This window comes from Treponema sp. Marseille-Q4130 (assembly GCF_014334325.1).
Lineage (GTDB): Bacteria > Spirochaetota > Spirochaetia > Treponematales > Treponemataceae > Treponema_D.
In genome coordinates this window covers 34,488-49,340 of the sequence record NZ_JACSET010000005.1, presented here as the reverse complement: position 1 = coordinate 49,340, position 14,853 = coordinate 34,488, and the positions used below count along the sequence as shown (strand labels likewise).

At 50.3% G+C, this 14,853-nt stretch carries 12 protein-coding genes; 7 read left to right on the top strand and 5 right to left on the bottom strand.

The annotated features are described in order from the left end of the window. Positions 1-112: 112 nt before the first annotated feature. The 3 genes from flgB (at position 113) to fliE (ending at position 1,475) form a co-directional block, all read left to right on the top strand. On the top strand, positions 113-532 hold the full coding sequence (gene flgB, locus H9I36_RS06530) for a flagellar basal body rod protein FlgB (protein ID WP_016520259.1): 420 nt from the start codon (positions 113-115) through the stop codon (positions 530-532). A gap of 63 nt (positions 533-595) precedes the next feature. Then, positions 596-1,057 (top strand): flagellar basal body rod protein FlgC, encoded by a 462-nt coding sequence (gene flgC, locus H9I36_RS06525; protein WP_021331366.1) that lies wholly within the window; start codon positions 596-598, stop codon positions 1,055-1,057. A 58-nt stretch (positions 1,058-1,115) separates the two neighbouring features. Further along, positions 1,116-1,475, top strand: coding sequence for a flagellar hook-basal body complex protein FliE (gene fliE, locus H9I36_RS06520; RefSeq protein WP_187384570.1), 360 nt, complete (start codon positions 1,116-1,118; stop codon positions 1,473-1,475). Positions 1,476-1,487: 12 nt separating this feature from the next. On the opposite strand, the gene H9I36_RS06515 is transcribed toward fliE, so the two are convergent. The 3 genes from H9I36_RS06515 to H9I36_RS06505 are packed head-to-tail and all read right to left on the bottom strand — an operon-like array spanning position 1,488 to position 3,322. Beyond that, positions 1,488-1,925, bottom strand: coding sequence for a DUF2141 domain-containing protein (locus H9I36_RS06515; protein WP_187384569.1), 438 nt, complete (start codon positions 1,923-1,925; stop codon positions 1,488-1,490). Positions 1,926-1,936: 11 nt separating this feature from the next. Continuing rightward, the gene (locus H9I36_RS06510) at positions 1,937-2,701 is read right to left on the bottom strand and encodes an EFR1 family ferrodoxin (protein ID WP_187384568.1); all 765 of its coding nucleotides are present in this window, start codon (positions 2,699-2,701) and stop codon (positions 1,937-1,939) included. An 18-nt stretch (positions 2,702-2,719) separates the two neighbouring features. Then, on the bottom strand, positions 2,720-3,322 hold the full coding sequence (locus H9I36_RS06505) for a TetR/AcrR family transcriptional regulator (protein ID WP_187384567.1): 603 nt from the start codon (positions 3,320-3,322) through the stop codon (positions 2,720-2,722). Between the two features lie 126 nt (positions 3,323-3,448). Between H9I36_RS06505 and H9I36_RS06500 the strand changes: the two genes are divergently transcribed. From H9I36_RS06500 to H9I36_RS06490, 3 genes are all read left to right on the top strand, one after another. Beyond that, complete coding sequence (locus H9I36_RS06500; RefSeq protein WP_187384566.1) at positions 3,449-5,134, top strand: formate--tetrahydrofolate ligase; 1,686 nt, start codon at positions 3,449-3,451, stop codon at positions 5,132-5,134. Between the two features lie 778 nt (positions 5,135-5,912). Beyond that, positions 5,913-6,581, top strand: coding sequence for an HAD family hydrolase (locus tag H9I36_RS06495; RefSeq protein ID WP_222864657.1), 669 nt, complete (start codon positions 5,913-5,915; stop codon positions 6,579-6,581). A 49-nt stretch (positions 6,582-6,630) separates the two neighbouring features. Continuing rightward, on the top strand, positions 6,631-11,067 hold the full coding sequence (locus H9I36_RS06490; protein WP_187384564.1) for a SpiroCoCo family coiled-coil protein: 4,437 nt from the start codon (positions 6,631-6,633) through the stop codon (positions 11,065-11,067). A gap of 90 nt (positions 11,068-11,157) precedes the next feature. Here the strand turns inward: H9I36_RS06490 and ispD are convergent, their stop codons facing one another. Both ispD and H9I36_RS13060 read right to left on the bottom strand, forming a co-directional pair. Continuing rightward, on the bottom strand, positions 11,158-12,336 hold the full coding sequence (ispD, locus tag H9I36_RS06485; protein ID WP_187384563.1) for a 2-C-methyl-D-erythritol 4-phosphate cytidylyltransferase: 1,179 nt from the start codon (positions 12,334-12,336) through the stop codon (positions 11,158-11,160). A gap of 68 nt (positions 12,337-12,404) precedes the next feature. After that, entirely contained in the window at positions 12,405-13,415 is a 1,011-nt protein-coding gene (locus tag H9I36_RS13060) for a CarD family transcriptional regulator (RefSeq protein WP_187384562.1), read from the bottom strand. 128 nt (positions 13,416-13,543) lie between these two features. Between H9I36_RS13060 and H9I36_RS06475 the strand changes: the two genes are divergently transcribed. Further along, the gene (locus H9I36_RS06475; RefSeq protein WP_187384561.1) at positions 13,544-14,839 is read left to right on the top strand and encodes a hexokinase family protein; all 1,296 of its coding nucleotides are present in this window, start codon (positions 13,544-13,546) and stop codon (positions 14,837-14,839) included. Positions 14,840-14,853: the final 14 nt, after the last annotated feature.

The following is a 14,853-nucleotide window of genomic DNA, read 5'->3' as shown; positions in this document are numbered from 1 at the left end:
GCGAGTTTTCCGCCGAAATATCTTTTCGGCGAAAATTCCGCTTTTATACGCCCCGCCGATTCTCCCTTATTTTCCGCTAAACCCCTTTCCGCTATCTGCCGAAATTTGTAGTATGAGTACCTTTACGAGGGCGGTCGATTTACTGCACCGCGGCATGGATGTCAATACGCTGCGCTATCAAGTGTCGGCAAACAATATGGCCGCAAGCGGCGTGCCGAATTTCAAACGCAGCGTCGTCAATTTTGAAAGCGAACTCAAACGCGCGTTCGAATCGGAAGAAAAGGCTAAAAACGGTTTTCAGCTGACGCGAACCGACGAGAGGCATTTTGCGCTCAACGAGCCCTATGATTACCGCGACGTCGAACCGAGGCGCGTCCTCGATTATACGACGACTGCGAAGCCGAACGGCAACAACGTCGATGCGGAAACCGAAGCGATGATCGTTTTGCAGTCGCAGATGCAGTATCGCATGATGGCTTCTCTTATCAATTTCGAATTTTCGCAAGTGAACACTGCGATGCAAAAAGGGTGATAGGTACTTCTAAACTATAGCTTAAACTGCGCGTAAGAGGCGCGCACTTTACGGGAGCAATGTATGGGACTTTTTTCAAGTATAAACGTAGCCGCGACGGGGATGGCAGCCGAACGCCTTCGAAGCGATGTCATCGCGAACAATATCGCGAACGCTTCTACGACGAGAACGCAGGAAGGAGGCCCCTTTAAACGTTCTCGCGTCATACTCCAGGCGATCGGCGAAAAGTCGGTACAGTGGCGTATGCCGTTTTGTCCCGAAGACTTGGACGAGGGTCCGGGAAAGGGCGTGCGCGTTTTGCAGATCGTAAAAGATACCGATACCGAAGGCCGCCTCGTCTACGATCCGACGCATCCCGACGCGATACAGTCGGGACCGAACAAGGGATACGTCGAATATCCGAACGTCAACATCGTCAACGAAATGGTCGACTTGATCGCAGCTTCGCGCGCATACGAAGCCAATTCGACGGTCATCGAAGGCGCAAAAGATATGTTTGCTTCCGCACTGGAAATAGGACGGTAAAAGCGCTATAATGACGACGGGTAAAAGCGCTCGTGTGATTTGAGCGCAGGGGAAAATTATGAAAATACCGGAATTCGGCACATTGCAAATGAACCGCACGCTCTCCGCTCACACGGGCCGCGCAAATCTTTCGGATATAGCCGGCGCTCCGCTGAACGGCATTCCGTCCGCTGCAAAAAACGCGCTTGAAAAAAAGCGAATCGATTTCGAATCCTATCTCATCGATGCGGTAAAGTCGATGAATGCCGACCAGCTCGACGTCAACGCGCTCGAACAAAAGATTCTCACCGAGCCCGAATCGGTCGATCCTCAGGACGTGACGATCGCGATGGCGAAAGCTCGGCTGTCTCTCAGTCTTGCGCAAAACGTGATCGATCGTATCGTTTCCGGTTGGAACGAAATCACGACGACGCGGTAAAACGGCGCGGTGTTAATTCATTTTTACTAGGGGGATATTTACCGTCGCTGCTCCGTCTATAAAAACTTTGTGTTTTTTGAAATTACCGGGCGGTCCCTTGCCGTCGTAGTTGCTGAAGCCGAACGGCTCTTTGGGAATGCCGATCGCATTCGTATTCAATTTTCCATCGCCGTTGACGTCGTGGTAAACGCAAAAAGCGTACTCCCCGGCTTTGAGCCGTATATGATACACGGCTTTTTCTCCCGCCGCCGCCAATTCGACGTTTCGATACGGAATGTGTTTGCGAAAACTTTCAGCCGAATCATGGATGCTGATAACAATCGTTCCCGAATTTTCTTTTATGCCGGTAACGACGATTTCCGTGTCGCAGAGCGCTTCGCCGTCCGTCGTTTGGGAATACGACGAACCGAAAATCATCATACAGAAAAATAGGGTAAGTATTTTTTTCATATTGCCTCCCGTTATTGCGTTACATAATTTTCAAAACGGCACTGCTCGAATACGTCCGTACCGATAAGCGTAATCGCCTTTGCGGGGCAATTGTTTATGCAGCGGTAGCATATCGTGCAGTTTCCGGGGTAAAACACTGCTTTATTATTTTCGATATATAATGATTTTGGAGGGCAATGTGCCGCGCATAGACCGCAGCCGATGCAGCGTTCCGTTCGGATTTTGAGCTGTTTGCTCAATTTTTTTGCATGCGTTTTGAACCACAGGCGCTGTCCGAACAATCCCGCAATTCGATGTAAAAAAGATAAACCGTCTTTCGGATAGATTCCGTGTTTTATGCTTTCCGCAGTTTGTGCGATCTTTTTTTGCGCCGCCGATATGAGCGCCCCGTTTTCTTCCGGCGTTTTTTTTAAGAGTTTTACATCGGCGATACAGTCCGGCATACGAAGATGTAAGCCTCCCGTAACAACGGCTCCGCATTTTCGAAGCAGCCGGGATGCAAGCCCCGCGCCGTCTCCGCTGAAAAGCCCCATCGTCGCGATAATAAAAACACGTTTTCCGCAAAACATATCGGCGTGTTCCGTAATGAACGCTTTGACGATACGCGGGATGTCGCTGAAATAAATCGGGTAGCCGAGTGCGATTTCATCCGACGCACGTAAAACTTCAAGCGCTTCGCCCGATTCCATGCTGTAAGCTCTGCCGCCGGTCGCTTGTGCCAGCGTTTCCGTGCAGTATTTTGTGTTTCCTGTTCCGCTGAAATAAATTCCGTTCATGTCCTACCTTTTGCGCTCTTACTTTAAAAATGACGGCTCGAGCAAGTCCATAAAATCGCCGATTTTTTCTTTCCAATTTTTATCGTAGCGAACGTTTTTCATCGTTGCCAATGCCGTAAGCCCGTGAATAAAAGCCCATATCGTTATTAAAATATCGTTTTGCTTTTTTTTCGAAAGTTTGTTGTGCTTGAGCAATGAAAGAACGCTGTTTTTATACAGAACAAAGGGTGTATAATTCTCCTCGTCCGACACGGATAAAGTTAAATCGACCTGTATGTCCGATTTGGAATACAAAAATTGAAAATACGCGGGGTTGTCAATAAAAAAAGCAACATAGGCTGTACCCAAATTTTTTAACAATTCGGCGGGCTTTTTATTTTCGGCGATCGTCGCTTCAAGCCTTTTCGAAAATCGCTCGGTAATGTACAGCTGCATTGCGTTGAGCAATTCTTCTTTGTTGTGAAAATGACTGTACGGAGCGGCATGGCTGACTTTGCAGGCTGCCGCGGCTTTTCTCAGTGAAAAAGACTGCACGCCGTCGGTATTGACGATTTCGATGCCTTTTTCGATTAGGAGATTTTTCAATCCCTCGCGGTGATACGGCAACTTCGATTTTCGCATAAGCGGCTCCTTTTTTCTTGTAATCTTTACAATGTCCAGATTATAGCGACTTATCTTTACATTGTCAAGTTTGAAGCGACGTACAAGCGATTTACAAAAGCCCTCGTTCACGCGTATAATTATGCCATGTTGTCGGATATCGAAATAGCGCAAAAGAACAGAATGCTTCCGATCGCGGACATCGCACAGCGGATCGGCATTGATGAAGACGGAATCGAACCGTTCGGAAAGTACAAAGCGAAACTTACCGCAAAAACGCTTCGGCTTTTGCAAAAACGCGCTTCGGACGAAACTTCGCGCGCACGCCTTATCCTCGTCACTGCCGTAACGCCGACGAGCGCGGGGGAGGGCAAGTCGACCGTTTCGATAGGGCTTGCCGATGCGCTCAACCGTATCGGCAAAAAAACGGTGCTCGCGCTCCGCGAACCGTCTTTGGGTCCCTGTTTCGGCATAAAAGGCGGAGCCTGCGGAGGCGGATACGCGCAGATCGTTCCGATGGAAGAAATCAATTTGCACTTTACGGGCGACATCCACGCGATCTCCTCTGCAAACAATTTGATTGCGGCTCTCATAGACAATCACATTCACCACGGCAACGAACTGGGGATAGATCCCCGCACGATTTCGTGGAAGCGGTGCGTCGATCTCAATGACCGCGAACTGCGCAACATCGTCGTCGGACTCGGCGGCAGAGTGAACGGAGTGCCGCGCGAAGACCGCTTTTGCATTTCCGTCGCGAGCGAAATCATGGCGATCGTCTGCCTCTCCCGAACGATTTCGGAATTGAAAGAGCGCATTTCGAATATCGTCATCGGGGAAAATTACGACAGGGAAATCGTTAAATTCGGAGAACTCGGATGCACCGGCGCGATCGCGGCATTGCTCAAAGATGCTCTGAAGCCGAACCTCGTGCAAACCCTCGAAAAAACTCCCGCTTTTGTGCACGGCGGCCCCTTTGCGAACATCGCACACGGCTGTAACAGTATCAACGCGACGCTCGCCGCTCTCGCTTCGGGAAACTATGTCGTAACCGAAGCGGGATTTGCCGCCGATTTGGGTGCGGAAAAATTTATGGATATCAAGTGCCGTGCGGCGGGCATCGCTCCGTCCTGTGCCGTCATCGTCGCAACGGTGAGAGCTCTTAAAATGCACGGAGGTGCGGAAAAACAGGATCTTGCCCGTCCCGATCTCAAAGCGCTTTCAGCCGGCTTTTCAAATCTCAAAACGCATATCGAAAACATCCGCAAATTCGGCGTAAGCGCGATCGTTGCGATCAATAAGTTCGCATCGGACACGAGCGAAGAACTCGAACTCCTCGCTGAACTCATTGCGGAAACGGGTACGGAAAGCGCCGTCTGCGAAAGCTGGGAAAAGGGAGGGGAGGGAGCGGTTTTGCTTGCCGAAAAAACGAGCGCGCTCTGCGATGCGGGAAAAGCGGATTTCCGTCCGCTCTACGATTCCGATATGCCTCTTTCGAAAAAGATAGAACGCATTGCACGGGAAATCTACCGCGCAGGTGCGGTTTCGTTTGAAAGTGTTGCTTTGAAAAAACTTTCGGCTTTCGAAAAGGCGGGCTACGGAGCGCTTCCCGTGTGCATCGCAAAAACGCAGAATTCGCTGAGCCACGATCCGAAACTGCTCGCTTCTCCGAGCGGCTATACCTTTCCGATCCGCGACGCGCAGCTCTACGCGGGCGCGGGCTTTGTCGTCGCGCTTTCGGGCGACATCACGGTGATGCCGGGTCTGCCGAAAAAACCCGCCGCGCTCAATATCGACGTGGATGACGACGGCGTCATTTCGGGATTGTTTTAAACGAAAAGATGAAGCATATATTGACGTTTCTATTTTTCGGGGGGATCTTTTTAATACTGTTTCGCGTATTTTTGCAAATACGATTTATTGTTTTATTAATAAAATATAAAGATATTTTTGCGATATTCGGCAGCGATAGGTGGCTTTTTTTGGCCCCTGAATTTATTTCCGTAAAATATTTAAAAAAGCGCATTGTGGAAACGCATAAAACGATAGAAAAAAGTGTAGCATTTTTTTTATTGCTGGTACGGGGGTATAAAATATACATCGTTATGTATCTTATTCTGTTTGTCCTAACTTTTCTGATAAAGTGAAGCGGGGAGAAAGAGATGCTTTTAGGTTTTACGATCATAATCGGGTTTTGCGTGTATTGCGGTTGTTTCTTTGTACGGGATATTTTAATCGGAACAAAAAAATTAAAAAATCCTATGTACGATACCGACGAGAAAAAAGATTATGCATTACGACGAGGAATTATAGGGTTGTGTATTAGCGGTATAGGTATAGTATTTTTCGGTATAAATTGTGTTCTCTGTTTGATACTGTAAGAAATCTGCAGCTTGGACGATTTGGCAGCTATGTCTTGCGGGTGTTTTGCAAAAAAAGTAAATAAAACGACGGATCGTTTTACGCATAAGCGATATATGATCAATCGTATCGGAGAATAAGAGCGTAACCGTTTTCGGCACGGAATATATTATCCTTTTTCTCCGCTATTGTTAATCGTCGAATTTTGCGGTAAGCTCTGGAAAAGAGGTGCGGAGTGCTTACGGCGAACATGGGAGACATACGGGCGGTTGCATTCGATATCGACGGCACATTGTATAAGCCGCGCGATCTTCATGCGCGCATGATGTTTCACTTTTTCAGATTCAATCAATTTTTTTTGCATTACGGAATCGTGCGTTCCAAAATCCACGATATGGGCGTGCTCGACGATTTTTATGCGGCGCAGGCAGAAATGCTTGCGAAGCGCATCGGGTGCGGCGTCGAAACGGCCGAAGAGCGGCTCGAGAGGATCGTATACAAGGGGCTCTCTCCGTTTTTCGAATCTGTCCCGCTGTGCGCGCATGTCGAAGAGGTCTTTCAAGCGTTTCACGATGCGGGCTTAAAAATTGCACTTATGTCGGATTTTCCGCCCGAACAAAAGGGTAAGCTCTGGGGGCTTCGAAAATACTGCGACGTTTTGCTCGGCACGGAAACTACCGGCGCGCTGAAGCCGTCGACGCATCCGTTTCGCGTACTCGCGGAAAAACTCGGCATCGCACCGGAATATATTTTATACGTCGGAAATAGCGTCAAATACGATGTCGTCGGAGCGAAAAACGCGGATATGAAAGCGGCGCACTTCGAACCCCGCTGGCGCAATCTTCTCCGCATGTCTTCCCGAAAAGCCGATATTTCTTTTTACGACTATCGCCAATTGCATAAAATTGTGTTACAATAGAATATGTGATATAATCGATAAAGCGGTTTAAACCGCGCGGGTGGGAAAAGTGGATATCGTCACAATCTTGATAGCGGCTGCCGTCGCTGCCGTAATCGCCGTTGTATTCAGAAAATTCGACAGAGACAATAACTCCATGGAAAAGGTCAAACGATATGCCGATAAGCGGCTCGAAGGTTTTGACGACTATTTTAAAAAACAGGATGCGAATCTGGCGAGCGCGGGAGCGGAACTCGAAACGAAATACCTTCAGGCAGCTGCGGGCATTAAGCGCCTGCAAAAAGAGCGCGACGATTTTATAGCGGGCGCGGATGAACTGCAAAAGTATAAACAGGCGATCGCGGCCGCCGAAGCGAAGATCAACGGCTACGACAAATCCCTCGCGTCCCTTGCGGAGATGACGGCGAACGTCGAAGAAAATTTAACAAGGCTGAAAAAAGAGGCGCTCATCGTCGAAAAACTCGACGCGCGCATCGATACGCAAAAAAAGACGATCGACGAAATCGAAAAGCGGATTCCGCATATTGTAGGAGAGTTTTCGCAGAAAAACGGCGAACAGCTGAAACTGCTCGGCGCAAAGCTGTTGCAGGAGTACGATGCGCGCTCGAAAGCACTTGGTGAACATATTGCATCTCTCGGAAAACAGGCCGACGATGCGCTTGCCCGCTTTCAATCGGAAATAGATGGGGTATACGATTCGGCTGCGAAAAAAGCGGACACACTCGAAGATACGGCGTTCCGCCATTTGAGCGAACAGGCGCAGGCGAGAAGCGACGCGTACGTGCGGACGATCGAAGACAAGATCGCCGAAATCGAAGCCCTTGTCGACGAGCGCATCGCAGAAGCGGAAAGCCGCGTCAACGACCGAGCCGACGAAGCGCTTGAAGCGGCCGCAGGCGCACAAGCCGATGTCGACGAAAAATACCGAGAGCGCTATGAAACTCTTTCCGACAAATATGAAAAAGAGATGACGGCTCTTGCCGCCCGCCTCGATTCCGGCATCGCTCAGGCGCAAAAAGAGATTGCGGACAAAACGCTTTCGATCGACGGTGCCATCGGCAGCCGTACGGCCGAAATGATAAAAAAATACGATGCCCAATATGCGCAGTTTACCGACACGTATAAAAAACGATTGGAAGACTACGGCGCAAAACTCGATCAACAGTATGCGCTCCTTTCCGAAAAGCATACACAAAAGTCGAACGAAACCGACGCGGCTATCACGTCTCAATACGGGGCGCTGGCGGAAAAATACAAAGAGCTTGCGGCGAAGACGAATGCGGCACTCGCTTCTCAATACGGAGCGTTGGCGGAAACTTATAAAAAGAAAGCGGTAGAAATCGACGGAGCGCTGACGCAAAAAACTTCGGAAGCGGTCGCGGCTTTTAAAGATTCGACGGGCAACATCGTTGCGAACATAAAAAAACAGCTTTCGTCGCTCGACGAAAAATACAAAAATCATATCGATGAATTCGGAAAACGCTACGACGAAAAAATCGATTCGCTGCAGGGAAAGTATGCGAAGCAGCTCGAATCGATCGACGGAAAAAACGACGGCCGCATCGCCTCTCTCGATGCGAAATTCGATACGCTCTATTCGAAACTGAGCGGCGCCTACGAAGAAAAAGCTTCGTCGCTTGAAAAACAGGCGGCATCGATTGCGGCGATGTACGACGAAAAAGAGGGTGCCGTTGCCGCAGATATAAACGAGCGTATCGATTCTCTTTCTTCCGAATACGGTGCACGGATCGAAAAGTTGAAATCCGAGCTTGCGGTATCGCTTTCGGAGGCGAAGACGACGTCGGATTTTATTTCGCAAAACGTTTCCGGAAACGCAAAGAGCCTTGAAGGGCTGCGTGCGATGCTCGAATCGGAAGTGAAGAATATCGAGTCGCGCTATAACAATCTCTTTGCGAACGCGGTTTCCGCAGCCGATGAAAAGGAAAAGGCGGCTTTCGAAAAATTCTCGGCCGCTTCGGGCGAACGTCTGGAAAAATATCAGGCGCAAGTGCAAAATAAAATCGACGCGTTTAAAACATCGCTTTCCGAAACGCTTGTCGAAATCTCCCGCCGCACGAACGATTCGGTACACGATGCCGAAAGCGCGATCAAAGAACTTCGCGCGGCCTGTGACGAAGCGCAGCACAGGGCGGACGGCGCGGGACCCCTGCTTGAAGAAAAGATACGGACGATCGACGAGCAGATTGAAAAATTCCGCGTCCAGTCCGAAGCGAAACTCGCCGACCTCGACAAATCGCTTGCCGAATCGATTTACAAAACGGCGAAACAGTGCGAACAGCAGCAGTCCGATGCGCTCAATGCGATCGATGCGCAATTCGGTTCGTATAAAAAAGATTTGGCATATCAATTTTCACGGCTCGAAACGTCGGGTAAAGACATCGATTCGCTCGAAGCAAATCTCCGAAAAGCTATGGACGAAATACGCCGGCGCGTGCTTTCGGATTTCGATTCGTTTATCGAAGCGCAGCAAAAAAAACACAAAGAATTTTCCGAGTCCATGCAGGCCGGTTCCGATGCGATCCGGTCGCAGCTGCACGCGATCGATCAAACAGTCGATGCATTGAAGCAGTCGGCGATCGGAAACGTAAAAGCGAAGCTGAAAGATTTTGAAGACGGTATCGACGACGATTTGAAAACGCGCGGCGGAAAGATCGCCGAAGATTTGGCGGTGTGGAAGAATTCGTTTGACGGAAAGCTTGCTTTATTTACCGAAGACTATGAAAGCGGTCGCCGTTCGCTCGAAATAAAATACGGTGAAGATTTAAAAGCGAAGCTCGACGCGCTGCAGGAAAAAAACGACGAACAGCTTAGCCGCATCGCATCCGGCGTCAAAGAAGCGAACGGCGAGATACGTGAACAGATCGACGGCATCGCAAAGACGGTGGACGATTTTGCCGAAGCGACGAGGGAGCGCGTAAACAAAACGCAGGCGATTTCGGACGAGTATTTGAAAAAGGTTGCCGGTCAATACGAAGCGAAGATGAACGACGAGCTCGAAAGGGTAAAGGCGGAATTGAGCGACGGTTTGAAAAAATTCGAAGATGCCGTGCTGAACCGGCAGGAGACGAGCGCGTCGACGATAGATGCCGCGCTTTCCGAATTCAATACGTGGAAGCAGCATCTCAAACAGCAGCTCGACGAATCGAATGCGGTTTTCAAAGGTCAGCTCGATACGTTGAAATCGTCTTCGCAAAATAAAATCGACGAAGCGCGCGAATCCCTGCTTGCTGATTTCCAAACCTACTCCGCCGACATGAAAGAAAAGCAGGCGGCTCTTTCGGCTTCGGTCAGCGAATTGCAGTCGAAAGCCGACGAATCGCTCGATATGTATGAATCGCGTTCCGAAGAAATACTCGAACGTTTGAAGTCCATGTACGAAGAGATGCTCAAAGATACCGAAGGGCGCCTGAGCAGGCAGAGCGCCGATTCGGCAAAGACGCTCAGCGATCTGCGCGGAAAAATCAATTCGCTTGAAGCGCAATCGAGCGAAAATCAGGCGAAGTTCGTGCTCAAAATGCAAAGCGATCAGGACGAAATGCAGAGCCGCATGGGAGAGCTGAACCGCGAACTGCAAAACGTTCGCTCTCAGATGCAGCAGTACGAAAAAGCGGAAGCGATGAAAAAAGCGCTCGACGAACGGATCGCCGCCCTCGACGATGATTTCACAAGGCTCGCTTCGTATAACGAAACGGCGCTTTCGCTTGCCGACAGTTATAAAGCTCTGCACAAAATGTACGACGATATAAACGGCCGCTTAAAAGAATTCGATGCGCAAAAAGCGCGTGTCGATTCGATCGGACAAAAATACGATAAGATGATCAACCTTTCGACTGCGATGGACGAAAAGATAAGCGGACTGCAGACGTCCTACGACGAACTGCAAACCTTCGAAGTCGCGGTGCGCGATTTTCAGGAAAAGCTCCATTCACTTGCAGGCTCCTACGACAGGCTCGAACAAAAGCAAACGGTCATCGAGCGCGTAAACGAAGACGTCAACAGATCCTTCGATGCGCTCAAAACGCTTGAAGACAAATTGAAGCAGTGCGCACGCCAAACGGAATCGCTGCCGCAGGAAATCAAAGACGTGCAAAAAGACGTCGACAAGCTTTTGAAAAGCGGGCCGAAACTCGCGCAGGCGGTGACGAAGCTCGAGTCGCTCGATGCGATCCTCACCGAAGCCGACAAGCGTATGGATGCGCTTACGTCCGCGCGGCAGGGCATCGGCAGGAGCGAAGCCCGTCTCGAAGAGTTGAAAAACGATATCGAATCGAAGTTTAAGCTGCTCAATCAGCTGACAAAAAAAGATTTGGAAAAGCATCCGGCAAAAGAAGACAAGCGTTTATCGCCGCAGGACAGGGACAATATCAAACAGCTCAAGCAGCAGGGTTGGACGGTAAAGGAGATCGCGCGGACGATGAAGCGGACGCAGACTGAAATAGAGATGGTGCTCGAGCTGCCCGAATAAAACCGCGTCGTTCGCCGTAAGAGAGGAGGCGCGCCGCAAGTGTATGTGCGCACCGAACACGCTGTTTGTCTTTCCGCCGTCGGCGAGTGTTCAGTTTTTTGCAAGCAGACAGGTGCACCACGCTTCTACGGCTTCTCCTTTGCCGACGTCTCCGATCGATTCTCCCGTTTTCGCTTTTACGAATATCGAATCGCTTTCGACGCCGAGCGCACGAGCGATCGACTCGATGACTTGCGCGCGGTACGGAAGGAATTTCGGCCGTTCCAGTTTTAGGACGCAGTCCATATTGACAAGTTTCCAGCCGTGTTTTCGTATTTTTTCCCAAACGGTTTTTAATAAAAAAACGGAATCGGCGTCTTTCCACGCATCGTCTTCCGGCGGAAAAAAACTCCCGATATCACCGAGAGAAGCGGCTCCGAGGAGAGCGTCGGTTACGGCGTGGAGGAGCACGTCTCCGTCGGAATGAGCGTCTTCGCCCTTATCGAACGGAATGGCGACTCCTCCGATCATCAATTTTCTTCCGGAAATAAGCCGGTGCATATCATAGCCCAAGCCCGTGTGAAATGTCTGCGTATGCATATCTCCTGCGTACGTGATTTTGCGGTTTTCAGGCGAACCTTCCACCGTCATCACGTCTCCTTCGTATTTTGCCCAAATCTCCGTATCGTCCGTATATGCTTTTCCGTCGTTTTCCGCTTTGCGGTGGGAGGCGAGAAGACGCATAAAATCGAATGCTTGCGGCGTTTGAACCGCAGCCATGCGTTCTCGTTTGAGATGCTCGACGATAAAGCCTTCGGCGTTGATGATTTTTTGCGTATCCGCCGGAGGAACGGCGGGAACGGCGGCACCGTGCTCGAGCGCGGCTTTCGCGGTGCGGACGATGATTTTTTCGGTGACAAAAGGGCGCGCCGCATCGTGCACTAAAACGATGCCGGGCGGATTGTTTTTTGCCGCCGCTTCAAGCGCGATTTTTACGGAGCTTTGCCGCGTCGCGCCCCCGCGCACAAAGAGCGGCTTTGTGTGCAGGAGTTCATCGATTTCCGCATCGGATGTAAGCGCCTCGCGCGCATGACTTTCGTCTTCATCGGAAGGGATCGCGATGACAAGCATTCTGCAGTCGAGCGCTTTTAAAAACGGCTTAATCGATTCCGAAAGAACGGTGCCGCCCCCGAGCGGCCGATATTGCTTTCGCAGGCCTTCACCCATGCGGGAAGAAGCGCCCGCCGCAACGATGACGACGGTTGCCGGAATTTTATTGTTTTTATCCATAACGAATGCTTTCCGGCTGGGTATGAACGCCGCGCTGCCGGAAAACGCGGCATTCAAATTGTTAATTATTAAAACGAATCATCGTCGTAGGACGAATCGTCATCCGAAGCATCTCCGTCATCGGAGTCGTTCGAATTTGTGTTCATATCGTCCATGAGGTTGTCGTCTTCATCGTCGTCGATGTTGATAACGTGCTTGACTTTCGGCGCAGCGCCGGGCGGTTCGAGTTTGATGTGAATCAGCGTTTCGACTTCTTTGAGCGATTTTCCCGTCGCAAACGAAATTTCGTCTTCGAGCAGTTTGCGCGCGGAGTCGTAAAGCTTTCGTTCGAGGATCGGAAGCTCTTTCACTTTGCTGCGGTTGTACAGGCAGCGCACAATCGTCGCGATATCGTTGATGCTCCCTTTTTTGAGCAGGTCGAGGTTCATCTGATACCGAAGTTTCCAATCCGATGTGATCGGCTCGAAATCGTCGGAAAGCAGATTGAGCGCCGTTTCCGCTTCGGCCGCCGAAACGATGGCGCGGATGCCGAGCTCTTCCGCCCGCTCTACCGGTACCATGACGACCATATCCGACGCTTCGATGTAGATATTGTAATACAGCATCGTTTGTTCGCGGAATATCTGTTCGTTGATGTCGGTGATTTTTCCGACACCCTGACTCGGGTAGACGATCTTTTGATTTATACGGAACCGTGAAGATTTCGATTTTTTCGGTACGGGCTTTACCGCTTCGGTTTTCGGTGTTGCTGTTCCGGCCGATTTTGGGGCGGCCGTTTTTGAAGCGTTCTTTGCAGCCGTTTTTGCCTGTACGGGCTTTTTGCTTTTTCCGGCTGCGGTTTTTGACGCTTTTTTTTCGGCAGATTTTACGGTCGATTTTGTAGCGACTTTTGCAGAAGTCTTTGATGCGCTCTTTGCGCCGGATTTTGCAGTGTTTTTTGCCGCAGGTTTTGCGGTCGATTTTACCGCGGGCTTAGCGGCGGCTTTCGCAGGCTTTGCCGCAGTCTTTTTCGTTTTTACGGGCTGCTTTGCTTTTGCAGCCGATTTTATCGATTTTTTCGGAGTCGTAGTTTTTGCCATATCCGGCACAGTATAGCACACAATGGAAAAATAATCAAACTTACGATCGACAACTACGGACGTGTCCTCGATACAACGTGTACACGGCGCATTCACATTTTTACCGCATTGTGTTATACTCAATGTATATGAATCGGGCTGTCAGCGCATTTTTGGCAAAACATAATTTTATCCGTCACGTCGACATCGACTCGGCGATCGATGCGCTTTTATACGATATGAATTGCGGTCTCCGCGGACAAAAACTCTATCAGGATATGATTCGCACCTACGGCAATCCGCCGGAACAGCCCGCTTCGGGTAAAAGCGTTATCGTCATCGATGCGGGCGGGACGAATTTCCGATCCTGCCTCGTGTCGTTCAACGAGCAGGGAAAAGCGTCGATCGATTTTCTCGAAAAGACGAAGATGCCCGGAGTGGCAAAAACGCTTTCACGTTCGGATTTTTTCGATGAAATCGCATCGAATATCGAACACTTAAAAGACAAAGCCGAATCGATCGGTTTTTGTTTTTCGTATCCGATGGAGATCACCGACGACGGAGACGGCATCCTCATCAGGTTTACGAAAGAAGTGAATGCGCCCGAAGTCGTCGGCTGCCGCATCGGAGCGACGCTCAAAAAAACGCTTGAAGCGCGCGGATGGAAAAAGATACGGCGCATCACGCTCTTAAACGATACGGTGGCGGCGCTTCTTGCGGGAGCTGCGATGCCGGATGCCGGAAAAAAGTATTCGTCGTACATCGGACTTATACTCGGTACGGGATTGAATGCCGCGTATATTCAGCCGGAGATGGCGGGCGTAAAAGATTTTGCAAAACAGATCGTCGTGTGCGAATCGGGGAAATTCGGTGCTATAGTCTGCTCCGATTTCGATGACGCGCTCGATGCAAAGACGCTGAGTCCCGGAAAATACCGTACGGAAAAACAGTGCTCCGGCGGCTATCTCGGGAACGTGGTATTTGAAGCGCTTAAAAGCGCGGCGGAAGAAGGGCTTTTCGGCGAAGCGTGCGCCAAGCGCATCCTCGCGCTGTCGTCACTTTCGCTCGTCGAAGCCGACGCGTTTTTGCACGCGCCGTACAGCACGAACGCTTCCCTCGGTGCTCTTGCCGCCGAAAGCGCTTCCGACGAAGATTACGACCGACTGTTTCAGCTCCTCGATGCCGTTATGGAGCGGTCGGCCCGCTATGCCGCCGCCATCCTCGCTGCCTGCGTCATTCAAAGCAGCGAGGGGAAAAACGCTTCGCGCCCGGTATGCATACTCTGCAACGGCAGCACGTATTTTAAAACGCACATGCTTGCCCGAAGAGTGGACGGCTATCTCGAAGAAGCGCTTACGAAAGAGAGAGGCCTCTATTGGGAGATAATTTCGCGAGAAAACGATATAACGCTCGGAGCGGCGATCGCGGGGCTTATCGACGCATAAATAACGCTCAATAT

What these genes read in the sequence shown, in the direction of transcription:
- H9I36_RS06475 (WP_187384561.1), top strand. Translation starts at nt 13,544, where the DNA reads ATGAATCGGGCTGTCAGCGCATTTTTGGCAAAACATAATTTTATCCGT.
- H9I36_RS06495 (WP_222864657.1), top strand. Translation starts at nt 5,913, where the DNA reads ATGGGAGACATACGGGCGGTTGCATTCGATATCGACGGCACATTGTAT.
- H9I36_RS06515 (WP_187384569.1), bottom strand. Translation starts at nt 1,925, where the DNA reads ATGAAAAAAATACTTACCCTATTTTTCTGTATGATGATTTTCGGTTCG.
- H9I36_RS13060 (WP_187384562.1), bottom strand. Translation starts at nt 13,415, where the DNA reads ATGGCAAAAACTACGACTCCGAAAAAATCGATAAAATCGGCTGCAAAA.
- flgB (WP_016520259.1), top strand. Translation starts at nt 113, where the DNA reads ATGAGTACCTTTACGAGGGCGGTCGATTTACTGCACCGCGGCATGGAT.
- H9I36_RS06505 (WP_187384567.1), bottom strand. Translation starts at nt 3,322, where the DNA reads ATGCGAAAATCGAAGTTGCCGTATCACCGCGAGGGATTGAAAAATCTC.
- H9I36_RS06500 (WP_187384566.1), top strand. Translation starts at nt 3,449, where the DNA reads ATGTTGTCGGATATCGAAATAGCGCAAAAGAACAGAATGCTTCCGATC.
- flgC (WP_021331366.1), top strand. Translation starts at nt 596, where the DNA reads ATGGGACTTTTTTCAAGTATAAACGTAGCCGCGACGGGGATGGCAGCC.
- H9I36_RS06510 (WP_187384568.1), bottom strand. Translation starts at nt 2,701, where the DNA reads ATGAACGGAATTTATTTCAGCGGAACAGGAAACACAAAATACTGCACG.
- ispD (WP_187384563.1), bottom strand. Translation starts at nt 12,336, where the DNA reads ATGGATAAAAACAATAAAATTCCGGCAACCGTCGTCATCGTTGCGGCG.
- fliE (WP_187384570.1), top strand. Translation starts at nt 1,116, where the DNA reads ATGAAAATACCGGAATTCGGCACATTGCAAATGAACCGCACGCTCTCC.